General features: G+C 41.0%; 7 protein-coding genes. All 7 read right to left on the bottom strand.

The window, feature by feature from the left end; genetic code table 11:
- Positions 1–63: 63 nt before the first annotated feature.
- The 7 genes from ACRRSQ_RS00180 to ACRRSQ_RS00150 all read right to left on the bottom strand — a co-directional run bounded on the left by ACRRSQ_RS00180 (position 64) and on the right by ACRRSQ_RS00150 (position 13002).
- Complete coding sequence (locus ACRRSQ_RS00180; RefSeq protein WP_440873669.1) at positions 64–702, bottom strand: DUF1566 domain-containing protein; 639 nt, start codon at positions 700–702, stop codon at positions 64–66.
- On the bottom strand, positions 695–2272 hold the full coding sequence (locus ACRRSQ_RS00175) for an ethylbenzene dehydrogenase-related protein (protein ID WP_440873668.1): 1578 nt from the start codon (positions 2270–2272) through the stop codon (positions 695–697). Before ACRRSQ_RS00175 ends, ACRRSQ_RS00180 begins: the two co-directional genes overlap by 8 nt.
- 422 nt (positions 2273–2694) lie before the next feature.
- A complete protein-coding gene (locus ACRRSQ_RS00170) occupies positions 2695–5436 on the bottom strand; it encodes a metallophosphoesterase (protein WP_440873667.1) in 2742 nt (913 codons plus the stop codon).
- Between the two features lie 105 nt (positions 5437–5541).
- Positions 5542–7680, bottom strand: a complete 2139-nt coding sequence (locus ACRRSQ_RS00165; protein WP_440873666.1) for a carbohydrate binding domain-containing protein — start codon at positions 7678–7680, stop codon at positions 5542–5544.
- A gap of 617 nt (positions 7681–8297) precedes the next feature.
- Entirely contained in the window at positions 8298–9059 is a 762-nt protein-coding gene (locus tag ACRRSQ_RS00160) for a SapC family protein (RefSeq protein WP_440873665.1), read from the bottom strand.
- A gap of 40 nt (positions 9060–9099) precedes the next feature.
- Complete coding sequence (locus ACRRSQ_RS00155) at positions 9100–9786, bottom strand: sulfotransferase domain-containing protein (protein WP_440873664.1); 687 nt, start codon at positions 9784–9786, stop codon at positions 9100–9102.
- Positions 9787–9789: 3 nt separating this feature from the next.
- The gene (locus tag ACRRSQ_RS00150; RefSeq protein ID WP_440873663.1) at positions 9790–13002 is read right to left on the bottom strand and encodes a sulfotransferase; all 3213 of its coding nucleotides are present in this window, start codon (positions 13000–13002) and stop codon (positions 9790–9792) included.

Raw genomic sequence — 13002 nt, 5'->3', positions numbered from 1 at the left:
GCACTAAGCAACACTCGATGAGTTGCGACTTCAATAAGTCGAAACTCATTAATCAATGCTAATTTACGGCAATTTTTCACTCGACACTAAGCGAACAAATGCTGCATTTCGATAAGGGGTAACAACTTGCTCTCCGGTAATAAAATTAACCGCAACCGCCCCTTGCCCTAAGTACTGATAAAAGCCCGTTAGCGGTTGCTGCGCATCTGCTGTCCAATAGTCACCACGTTTAGTTTGCGGGAAAAATTGCATATCGATAACCGGCTCGCCGGCTTGCTGATAATCGATCACCAGTGTCGCCAACTCTTTAGCTGTTGGTAAACGCCATTGCGTTAATCCGCAGGTTTTTTCTTGATTCATGCGTTTGATCAGATCTTGGCTGTCGCAACGATCTTTTTCAAATAAACAATCCCCCCAGTTTTCAACACCCAGCCCTTGGCCATTATTAGCTGTGACATCAAACCACGAATAGGTCCAATAACCATCGTGTATGCCTTCACTGTCGTTCTTATTTTCCCAAACTAGCCCAGTGTTAGTATCTAATACACACGCCCAAGGTCCGCTCCAATTAGCTATTGGTTGACCTAAGGCATTTATTTTTACCCAGTGGCTCGTTTGCGGCTGGGGATCGGTTAATTGCTCACGACTGAAGTAGACCAAAAAAACAATCATTAGCAGTATTAAGGCAGCTCTTTTAATCATCGCTTTTTCCCTTGTTAAAGGCTAGTTGCAGTGGACGCGCATGACGGGTGTGCGCCGTTTGGCTATGGTCAAATGCCGCCACCCACAAACAAACGTCATTTTCTAAAGCAATATCATATTGAGAACCGGTGGTTAATTTACGGCTTAACTCCATTGACCAACGACCATTCTGATAAGTCGCAAAAGCCCGAACATCTGCTCTATCGCCCTCAAAACTATTAGAAAGATGTAAAACTGAAGGTAAAATACTGCCAATGGCTAAAGTATCTTGTTCAACTGAATAAGGCTTTGCATCGTACCAAGGCAGCAGCCAGCTTTTGTCGATATGAGTTTGCGCTAATTTATTATCGTCATAAGTCATTGGCAAACGTTTTGGCGTGACACCATTTGGCGTATACCAGAGCCAGTTCATTACATAGGCGCCAGAGCGTTTACCATCAGTTTTATAACCGGCGGTATAGCGCCTTTTGCCCGCTAAGGCTTTATCTGGTGCTCCGATATAATTATCATCCATCAACATCATGTCATTGGTGCGCACCGCTTTCCATTGCCATAAATCGACAATGCTATTGTCTGTGGTGTAATGGTAACCTTTACCATGCCAATTACTGGGTTTATCGGCTAAAGGTTTCGGACCAAGGTGCGCGGTATTACTGGCAGAAAAAGCGCAATTATTTGATAAAATCACAGCAAATTTATCTTCATAATAGGTTTGTTCGTCGTTGCGATAAAAGCCATTTTCTAGCACTTTCCAGCCAGACTCCGTTTTCTTCAGTGGTAAATGGGTATAACTTTCGCTACTGTCTTGCCAGCTAATATTAAAAAAAGCTTCAATGCCATTTTCAACCACTTTAATCGCCACGTCACTGGCACCATTAACAAAGTTTGCCCCGCCAAATGTTTTTATATGCAAAGGTTCAATATCGGCCCAAACATCTTCGTTGGCAATGCCATCTATGGCGATTTTTGTTGATAAATCAATTGAGTGAACGGTTAACTTGGTCGGTGCATTATGAGGAAACAAATAATAAAGCAAGCCAAATGTTACCAGAAAAAAGCTAACAAAAACGGTATTATTCTTCGCTTTATTCGGTGTAAATTTAAATGTGGCAATCAGTAACTTATTGCCGTACTGAATAAAGTAGCTACCGGCATGCAACGGAATATATAGCAAAACAACAAGGGCGATAAAATAGTGAAAATCGAGTAAGACATCAGCGAACCCCAAATTAAAATAAAGCCCTAATCCCGTAATCGCCAGCAGGCTTAAGCTAATATAACCTAGATAAATAATGAGTTGATAATAAGCACTGCGTTTTCGAGACTTAGTATTGTGCTCAAGTCTTTTTAAAAAAATCAGTTGGTAAACGACATAACTTAGCATTAACGCTAGCAAGGTAAAGCCTAGAATAAAATGCAGCCCATGAAGACTTCCTTGTGGTAACAATGCCGACCATGGCAAAACTTCGGCTCTGTGGCTTGATGCGATACGAAATCCAGTAAGTAAATTAATCACAACAATAGTGATCAACAAGGTATGCATAAATACCCAAGAAAAGCTTTTTTTCATCTGTTTTACTTCTACTTATAAAAATTAACGGGACAAAAATATTGGATGAATGCAATTTTAGCGTTAAAAAAAGGGCTTCAATATGAAACCCTTTTAACGTCCTTTGAACTAGAGCATGTTGATCTTTGCTGTTTGAATTTTGTTCGAGATAAAAGCGTTTTAATCGCGGCGTGAGGTTTGTTGCCTAGTCATCTAAGCAAAACACCTCACACAGGTTACTAGTTCCAAACGTAACCTAAGTACCTACATCCATGTAGGCAACAAAGAGTAAAAAGCTTTTAGCCGAATCCTTCGGACAGCGTTTGTTGTCATTTATACGGTGTTGGTGCTTTATCATGTGGAATAACCACACATCAAAAGCACCGCCTTGTATAAATACCCAACAAACTGCTGCAAAAACAAACTTGAAAGTTCAACACGCTCTAGTTAGCGACTACACTAACGTCGTCCATATAACTTGTGCCAACAATACTGTAGACATAAATCACTGCAGACGTATTACTTGCACCTGTGGTAAACGTTACCGACTTGTTGGCATAGTTACTACTCGTTGAAATAGAGCTTAACTTAGTGCCGCCAAAGTCTTTTACATAAAGCCCCACTCTACCAGTCGTTTTAACGGCCGAACTTAACGTATAAGTAGTATTAGGCGTCAACCCGGTGATCGTTGCTTTAATGTCGCCGCCTTCATTGACCTGTCCCGCATAACTGCCGGTATTGGCATTATTATTTACCCGACTAGCTAAATAATATGACCAAAAAGTATTTTGCTCAAAGCTTGGGTTTTCAACAAAATCACTTGGCTCAGGTGATGGCTCTTCACCAGCGGTGCTCGCATTGATAACGACATTGTCGATATACGCTTTTTCAACGTTAAGGTTACCATTGGTGGCAAACTGTATCGTCAATTGCCCTTGATCGTTAGCTGACGACGGTAAGGTAAACTGCTTAGATGCCCAGCTCGTATCTTGCGTAGTTTCAAGTGTGGTCCAATTACTACCATCAACCGACCATTGTACCGTCAAGTTTTCACTGCCGGCAAAACCAACAGTTGCTCGATCATAGCTTAAGCTAATGTTCTCATAACCTTGCGTTGACAATGTTTTACTTAACACCGCACCTTTTTTAACGCGGACGCCATAAGTTCCGCCATTTGAGGCAGCGGTTGCTATTTCTGTTGCGCCAGTGCCAGCGTTACTCCAGTTACCTGTCGTTAATGTGCCACTTTCAAAGTCATCGCTAAATAGTTCGCCATCAGATGGCGTGCCGCCACCACCACAACCACTGTCATCAAGATCTAAGATAAGTTTTGCTGCAGGACCATTTTCACGATCATTCATATCAAAACCATTATTAGTGCCGCCTGATGAAATAATCACACCGTTATTATCACCACCATCAATCCAACTCTGAACCACCGCAATACCTGCACTGTCTAAAGTAATCGAACGACTGCCGGTAGTTTCAGGAATGAAAGAAGACATTAAAATATCTTGCTGAGCACTACCTGAAAGACTGTTCCAAGTTGCATCACCTTCAGTCCAACTGTATTTACCTGAATGAATATTATAAGTGCCTGTTGAATTGTTAGTCACTTGCACATTAATGCTTGCCGCTGTCACTTGATTACAACTGTCAACACTACCTAAATTCCAAGCAATAAGGGCATGCAAGTCGCCATAAGTGCCATCGCCTTTATCAGCAAGTAGTTGATCAACATGATCATCAAAGTTTTGACCTGGCAGGTTTTGTGAAATGAAAGTATCAGCTGACGCATTTAGTTCAACGTCACCTGCTGGGGTAGTTCCACCACCGCCGCCAGAGCCGCCGTCACCTTCACTGATAATCGATAAACCACTACCACTTTGCGTTAATGTAAGGACATCACCAATACCATTAGCACTCCACCAATTAACGCCCGTTGGCAATAGTGTTGTATTAGCAGCGCGCTCTGACGCACTAATTGTACTAGCGCCTGCGTCAAACTGCGCGGTTCGCATTTCAACTTTATCAGTAGCAACGGTGATCACTTTAAATTGCTGAATGCTGGCCGCATCCAGTGTCCAGGCGTAAGTTTTATTTGCTGAACGGGCATTGGCGCCCCAGCTACCTTCACCAGCAAATACGGTACCGCCATTAGTGGTTACAACAAAAGAGTTACCACTAGGTTTAACCGCTTCAGTCACTTTATTTAAGTGAGTATCAGACTCAATCACCAAGTTCATACCATTGTCGTAAAAGGTATTTGCCCACCATGAAAATAGCTGTGGATTTTCATCTTTACTTGATAAATGCGGAAAAAACGGTTTGTGATATTGGGCAAAACGCCAGCTTGCGCTGCTGCCATTAGATTCTAAGTCATTTTTCAACCAATTCTTTTGTTCAGTACCTTCTGTAGACCAACCACTTTCTTGATATTGAGAGTTAAGTGTATAAACACGCAATAACGAGCCAACGTTAAATGCGCCGTAAGTATCATCAGTCGTACAATTGCCATCACCGTCGAAATCGACACCAAATACACGACATAGTGTGCGATAATCGTCATCTTCATGGTTACCTAAAGTGGGCACTAATGGGTAGACGCGTTTATAAGCAACGCCGTCGATAGTGTCGCTTGAGTAAGTTGTTTTAAAATCTTCTAAGTACTGCTTCATTTGCGAGGTATTATTAGCGTCGGTAAAGTCACCACCATGCATAATAAATAAAGGTCTTATTTTAGCCAGTAACTCATTACCTTTTCGGCGAGTTTCCCAACCTGAACGAGTATCACCACCAGCGATCATCACAAATGGCGTATCATCATCTGGCGCGGTTTTAAACCATAAACGGTCGCCACAAGTGCCATTTTCACAAACACGATAATAGACAGGTGAATTTGCCGGCAGCCCGGTTAAACGTACAAAGTGGCTTTTTAATGAACCGTCAAAGGTTTGTGTATTGTCAACTTGTGCATCCTGCCAATTATTTTCATTGGTGGTAAAACCGTAGGTGACATAAGTGTCTTTTGAACCGCTTGTTTGTGAATAGGCAATAACTGCATTGTGTGAAGGATCAGAGTCCCAAGTTACACGATGATAGTCAATTGTTGCCATTGCAGCACTCGCTGTTGTCGTTAGTGCAAGTGCTAATAAAGATCGAGCGTAAGGTATTTTTTTTATCATTATCGTTATCTCCTACTGCGTTTACATTATTGTTTTTTTGTACAAACTTAAAGTAATAAATTTAAAATAAGGCTGTTATTGCTTAGCAACAACAACCTCGACTTTTTATTGCTCAACTAAGTCCCAGTCATCGACATAGCTAGTGCCTGATGCGCCATAGACATAAATCTCTGCTGATGTATCAGTTGCGCCGGTAGTAAAGGTTAAGCTTTTCTTGGTATAGCCCGAAGATGTGGTGGTGGTTGATAACTTAGTCCCACCGTAATTTCGAACATATAAACCAATTTTTCCTGAGGTTTTTAGATAAGCACTTAAAGTGTAAGTTGTATTCGCTTTCAAACCGGTAACCGTCGCTTTAATATCTCCACCTGAAGATACTTCACCGGCGTAACTGCCCGTTCTGGCATTATTGCTAACACGATTGGCTATCCAGTATTGCCAGAAGGTATTACCATCTTCAAAACCTTTATTTGTAAGTAGTTCTGGTGTTGGTTCGCCTTCGGCTACTTCAGCGCTGACAATCACATTATCAATAAAGGCTTTTTCAGCATTGCGATTGCCGTTAGTGGCAAATTGAATGGTTAATTGTGTTTGATTATTGGCAGCAGACGGCAAGTTAAACTGCTTATTTGCCCAGCTGCTGCTTTGAGTAACTTCTAACGTTGTCCAATTACTGCCGTCTACAGACCATTGCACCGTTAAGTTTTCACTGCCGGCAAAGTTTAAGGTGTTACGATCATAGCTGATACTGACATTGTCATAACCAAGCGTTGATAGTGTTTTCGTTAAAATTGCACCATTTTTAACACGTGCGCCATAGGTACTGTTGTATGACGCGGCTAAAGCGATTTCTGTGACACCACTACCAGCATTTGTCCAACCACCAGTGACTAACGAGCCATTTTCAAAGTCATCCGAGAATAAATTTGAACTGCCACTTCCGCCACCGCTACCAGGGTTTTCACCCGGTAAATAGCCATCTACATCAGTTGCCCAAGGTGAAGCATCTTGCGTTAAGTCAACCACACTTGGATTCCATGTCGTACCCGCACTATCGTGTTCGTCAGCAATGTCATTTGGCGCATCGCCTCTAAACCAATGCTTGAAGTAACCTAGAGAAGAATGAATCGCTATACGCTCGTACGAGTCATAAGTCATGAATGAGCTTTCGGCATTGTCCATTGCAGCTTCAAACTCATTAAAGCGGGTGTTATTGCCTTCAGCTTCAATTTCTTCATACCAAGTTTCATATTCTGAGTCTGGCCATGCATCATGTAAATCGTTCACTTCAGTGCCAAGTACTACGCGCTTATCTCCTGAGGCAGCATCGGCTTGCGCAAGTAGTAACTCACCATCACCTTTAAATTTCGATGCATTGTCGGTGTAGTCCATAAAAGCGGCATGATCAGAAACATCTAACAAATGCTCCGAGGCAAATTTTCTAACGCCATTAAAAGTAACTTTCTGGGTTTTAATATAAGCACTGCGGTAGGTTTGCGAGAATATAAATGGACGAGCACCTTGTGAAGTTAAGCTTGCGTTCCACTGCTTTGAACGATCAGTTGCTGCTTGGGCAAACTCAATCAAAGGGACTAATAAATCTAATGATTTTGGTTCTTGGTCATTTTGCACACCTACAAGGCCCGCATCTGGATAGGCTTGGTTATATCGACCAACGGCATCCATGATCGTTTCTGCCACGCTAATGTGCTCACCGTTTTCATGATCGCCCATGTAATCTAGACTTACTTGTTTATTGCCATTTTCGTCATACCAAGTATCCCATAAGTAAAACAGTCCCCATACTTTGATATTTTTTGCATTCGCCTTACGGACAAATGCCGCCAAATCGTCTGGACGTGGAATTTCCCCTGCTTGCAGCTCTGGGTTGTATTGCCAGATCATATGAGATAAATAGACGGTGTTTATTGATTTATTGGCATAATAATCAAGTAGTAAATCTTGAATGCCTTTATAGTTATCCCAAAAACGTTCAGAGACTTTTTCATGAGGCTGTGGGTTTGCAGGATCAGCCATATCCCAATAACGGTTGCGATCACTCGAACTTTCATTACCTGGAATTTGGTTATAACGGGTCGCTTCAACCGAGTTCCATAACCATACTGCTCGTCTAACGTCTTTGTCTTGTACGTCCCAAAGTTTATGGGCGGTATTGGCGGCCAATACATTAGCTGACATCACCGCTAAAACGGTATAAGCCAACATTACGATTTTTCTTGTCATCATGATTCCTATTTATAATTAATTTTTATGGTAGAAAATAAAACGGTCAGCTTTACCTTCTTCTTTTATCCCTAATGACTTCTTTCCGTCCTATAAGGCATGTAAATCGCAGCCTTTTTAATTCACCATTTCTTTCTTTTTGCTAAATAGTTTCAAAGCTAATGAAATGTATGAATTTCATACAAAAGCTATAACGAAAAGAATTGAAAGTCAAGACAATCAAATACGAAAGACATAGTAAGAAATAAACATAAAAACAAAACTTGAGAAATTTCAATTAAATAATCGAAATATAAAACGAAATAATTTTTATTTTATACAGAGTAAAAATTAAAGGTTGATGAAAGGGAGGATCTATTACCTTGTTATTGTTTAATTAACACAACAACAAACAGACTTTTATTGATAACATACAAAAAAGTTCGGTACTAACATTGAAAGCTAGTACTAAAAACACGCGCTAAAAGCTATATCTAAAAAAACTAAAAAGACGAAAAAGCAACATTAAAACCAATGACTGACGCCTATTACTGAAGCCCATTACCGAAACCAAGACTGAGCGCCAAAGCACTCAGGTCTTAGTACATTAAACGGTACATATTTTGAGCGTAAATTGGTTATTCAGCGTCTTCTTTATCAATATGTAGCGTCAATTTAATTTTAACGCCAGGATGACGAATATTGTGAAGCTGTACTAATTTTTTAAACTGCTTCATTGAATGTTGAATGGCGTAAATAGGCCCCCAATAATGCATTTCATGAAACATTAAGACATCTTCATTGGTTAGATAGGCAAACTCGTCCGTATTGATGGTATATAAGCCGTTAATGACTTTTGGCCCTTCTGGCAAACCTTCAATTTTAATAGCAAATTGCGACAATAAGTTGCGATTAACCAAGTTTTGAATAAATCGTTCCGTTTGCACTGACGCATCAATAACCGTTTCAAGCTGTGCTTTTATGTCTGTTAAATACGCACTTTCTTGGCCGTTTTCAAATAACTTTTCACCTTCAGATGTTGATAAACGCGACGAGTCTTTGCGAATTTTCATGCGGTCACTTTCTTTTTCAGCGCCGACAAAAACGGCAAAAGGGTCTAAGTTAAGCCCCACCGGAATATAGGTTCCGGTCCAATTTCCCTGCTTATCGATGAATAAATTTTCATCGGGTAACAAGGCAAAAAGTGCTGATAACTGAAAACTCCCTGCTTCTTCGTTTTGTAAAAATACCACCGGGCAGCTGCCCGACATTTCAGCCACTTCTTCGGCCAGTACAGCAGAGTTATTAAGCGCCGCAAGGTGCGTACAACCCACGTTTGCTTTAATGCGCATATCAGCGTGAGCAGTTGCGCAAATTGATTGATAATTTTCATTAGACATAGCAATATTTCCCCAGTTAAATTCTCAAATATTTGTGTAGCTAAAAAACATAATTATGCTGATTTATAGTGGTAGCATCAGCTTTTGCTACAGCTTGTTTTAATGAGTTTGAATAATATGATTGATAGTTATTGTGCACGCTTGTATTCAGTTTTGGTACATCACGCAAAAAGGCGCGTATTCGTTGCTCTGGCTGCAATTGTAATTGCTCAATCAAACTATTTAAGCCATCACGTAATCCTTCCATTTTGATGATAATCGGTGCGGATGCGCCATGATATAGCCGCTCGTACAAAAAGCTATAAAACCCTTTGTCGCTATCTTTATGCGCCAACAAACACTGCTTAGTTAAATTGATCCCTTGGGTCATAAACTTGTTCGGCAATTGTTGATGATATTGCGTAAATAAAGACTCATCTTGACCCAGCTTTAATAAATTTAGAATAGTTTGTTCAAACCCTAAGCGTTTGTTGTCACTTACGCACATAAAAAGTGGGTGCGGCTGTTTCATTTGCGCCTGAAAGTGATACCAAGAAACATAATAGTCCCACGGATTTCTCACCGTACCAACCACAGGTAAGCGTCTAAAACTACAAGGTAGCTCATGATATGGAAAATGATAGCCAATTTGCCTAGCATACGGGATGCACGCCGCCATCATTTGATTAACAAAGGTACCTCCTGATTTATGCAAATGTAAAAATACGAATTTATTACAAACAATCATCAACTACACCTCTTGTGCGCTAGCAAACGCTTGCTTAATTTGCGTCAAACAAAACTGATAATGATGAGATTTCCCTAACGACTTTTTATGAATAGGCTCTTGCACCTGCGCAGCACTTGCGGTGCCAACCGGCGCTTTATTTTTATGAATAGCTAAATAACGCTCGTGCCAGGTTAACTGACAAAATTCAAATAGCTTTTGCCCTTGCGCGGCGGGCTGTTCAACCACATCTTCATAATGCACTACCATAAAACGTTGTGGGAATTGCTGCTTCAGTGTTTTAACTAACTGTCTAAATTCATAAACAAAATTAGCTAAAGCATCTAAATCTAGCGTATGCGCATAAGCGCCACTTGCCTGTTCAAATACTTGGCGATAATTGCCAATAATGGTATCGAGTGGGTCGCGCAGTAAGCAAATCACTTTTGCCTTGGGCAAGGCGCGTAAAATCACCCCAGTCAGTAAAATATTCAGGGGCAATTTATCAACAAATCGATGACTACCGTGTGAAAGGTAGTCAACACTCTTAATATAGTCATCACCAAGTTTGGCAAAGTCGATAGTTGACCACACTTCTTTAAGCACCTGAGCATCGACTAACCCAGCAAAACCGCGTTGGCAATGTTGCTTTAATAGCGCACTCAATTGAAAACGCTCGCCGACGGTGATCACCTCATCATGATTAGTTAACATGCGCTCAATCACTGTTGTTCCCGTGCGTGGCATACCTGTGATAAAAATAGGCGCGCTGTCATTTCCTGTGCTAGCAGCGCTATTCGAGTTAGCGGTGTTTATCTCGTTAGCTCGGTCGCAATATAAAGCGCTCAATGCCTTGATATTTTCTGCGCCACTAAAGGGATTAAACGCACACACCGAACGAAGCCTTTTTTTACCTCGGGTTAAGGTTTTATAGGCCTCTTCATATCGCCCTAAATCATCTAACTCTTTTGCCAAACCATGATAAACGTTAATAGCGGTCCACGGGTTGCGATGTTTTACCACTAATGCCTGTAGCTGTTCGATATTATTGTCGGTTTCTGTTGCTTTTCGAGCTTTACTTAACGCGGCATAAACTAATGGGTCGTTCGGCTCCAGCGCTATTGATTGTTGATAAGCCGCAACGGCCGCTTTTATTTTGCCACATAAGGTTAAGGCGCCGCCTAAACGGTAATAAAGCTTAGCATCTTGGCTATTTAACTTAACTGCCTGTTCTAGCACCTGCGCTGCTTGATCGTAAATGCCCAATTTACTATAAAGCTTGGAAATTAAACTCAATATTTCTGCACTATTATTACTGTCTTTAGCGGCTAAATCGGCATGAACGATTGCCTGTTCAAATTGCCCCAAATTTAGATGTGCAAAAGCAATTGTGATTAAGTACTCACCAACGTCCGGTGTTAAGACTAATGCTTGGTGTAAATTGTTAATTTGCTCTTGGTATGAACCGCGCATCTCTTTAATTTGCGCCATTAATTGATAATAACGCACATGTTCGGCTTCTTGCGCGATTAAGCGCTCCATCATTTCTTCAGCCTGATGGTATTTTTGTTGCTGAAACAGTGTTTGCGCTTGGTAATAGAGTTCGGGCAGCTGAGCTGAGGGTTCGATAGTATTTTCCTTGGCTTGCCATGCGGCTTTAACATCTTGTAAGCAAAACAAATAATGGCGTGAATGACCAATAGCTTTTGTATGAATTGGCTGTTGTACTTGCGCCGCACTTGCTGTGCCAACGGGCGCACTATTTTTATTAATGGCTAAGCATGTTGGCTGCCAGCTTAATTGGCAAAATTCAAACAGTTTTTTCGCTTCAAGCTCAGGATTTTCAACCAAGCTTTCATATTCAACCGCCATAAATCGCGCTGGAAATTGCTGCTGTAAACTTGCAACAAGCATTCTAAATTCATAGACATAATCAGCGAGTGCATGCAAATCGAGGGTATGCGCATACGTGCCGCTGGCTTGTTCAAAATTCTGTCGATAATTACCAATAATAGTATCAAATGGGTCACGCACTAAGCAGACAATTTTTGCTTTTGGCAAAGCACGTAAAATAACGCCCGCCATTAAAATATTTAACGGTAACTTATCAACAAAGCGTTGTTTGCTATCGCAAAGAAAGCCGATGTTATCAATATAATCACGCCCTAGTTGCTCAAAATTAATGGTAGACCATGACTTGGCTAATACCTCTGGCTCAATTAAACCGGCGTATTTTTGCTGGCATTGCTGCTTAAGCAATAAACTTAACTCAATTGACTCGCCTATAGTGGCAACGTCTTGATGATTGGTGAGTATTCTCTCGACAATGGTGGTGCCAGTTCTTGGCATACCGGTAACAAAAATAGGCGCAGCGTCACTCGCATTTGTAGCCTCAGTCGCTGCATTAATTTCTTGCCCAAAGTTTTGATAAAGCGCCGTTAAACCGCGAATAATTTTTGCGCCATTTTTAGGTTGATGGCGGCAAACGGCACGTAAACGATTTTTCCCTTTGCTTAGCGCTTTAAATGCTTCGCTATATAGGCCTAAATCGTCAAGTTCTTTAGCAAGACCATGATAAATACTAATGGCGATTTTAGCATCGGTTTCGGCTTTGGCTAACGTGCGCAGTTGCTCTACATTGTTGTTTTGACTATTGGCTGTGCGCGCCTTGCTTAACGCTGCGTAAACAACACCAGCATTTGGATTAAGCGTTAATGCTTGTTGGTAAGCACTAATAGCTGGGGCTATTTTTCCACACAAAGTAAGCGAACTGCCAAGAGCATAATAAAGCTGATAATTATTGCTGTTTTTGACTATGGCTTGTTCAAGCACAGGTATCGCCTGCTCATACTTGCCTAATTTATTATAAATATTGGCTATTTTTTGCAGTAGCTCAGCGTTATTTGGCTGCGCATCTAACGCTAAGTTGGCAAAGTGATAGGCATTTTTTAGTTGGCATAAGTTTAAATACGCCTGTGCTATGTCTGCTAATATTTCGCTTGAATGAGCAGATAAATGCAGCGCCTGATCAAGTGATTCTATTTGTGCTTCAAATGAACCGCTAGCGGCATGTATTTTTGCCATTAACAAATAACCTGTACTGCTTTCTGGTTGCTGTTCAATTAACGGCTGTACAAGTTTTTTTGCTTGGCTGAAATTTTTATGTTGTAACAATGCCTGCACTTGTTGTGCGAGGTCTTTGGTATGTTCTATGGTGTCGTTACACGAAATATTCAT

The sequence above is a fragment of the Thalassotalea sp. PLHSN55 genome (assembly GCF_052030545.1).
In the GTDB taxonomy this organism is placed as follows: Bacteria; Pseudomonadota; Gammaproteobacteria; order Enterobacterales; family Alteromonadaceae; genus CANMXU01.
Note: the sequence above shows the minus strand (reverse complement) of the source record. Positions and strands in the feature narration are given on the sequence as shown.

Coding starts and splice junctions, on each gene's coding strand:
- ACRRSQ_RS00165 (WP_440873666.1), bottom strand. CDS start 7,680: ATGACAAGAAAAATCGTAATGTTGGCTTATACCGTTTTAGCGGTGATG.
- ACRRSQ_RS00175 (WP_440873668.1), bottom strand. CDS start 2,272: ATGAAAAAAAGCTTTTCTTGGGTATTTATGCATACCTTGTTGATCACT.
- ACRRSQ_RS00170 (WP_440873667.1), bottom strand. CDS start 5,436: ATGATAAAAAAAATACCTTACGCTCGATCTTTATTAGCACTTGCACTA.
- ACRRSQ_RS00180 (WP_440873669.1), bottom strand. CDS start 702: ATGATTAAAAGAGCTGCCTTAATACTGCTAATGATTGTTTTTTTGGTC.
- ACRRSQ_RS00150 (WP_440873663.1), bottom strand. CDS start 13,002: ATGAATATTTCGTGTAACGACACCATAGAACATACCAAAGACCTCGCA.
- ACRRSQ_RS00155 (WP_440873664.1), bottom strand. CDS start 9,786: ATGATTGTTTGTAATAAATTCGTATTTTTACATTTGCATAAATCAGGA.
- ACRRSQ_RS00160 (WP_440873665.1), bottom strand. CDS start 9,059: ATGTCTAATGAAAATTATCAATCAATTTGCGCAACTGCTCACGCTGAT.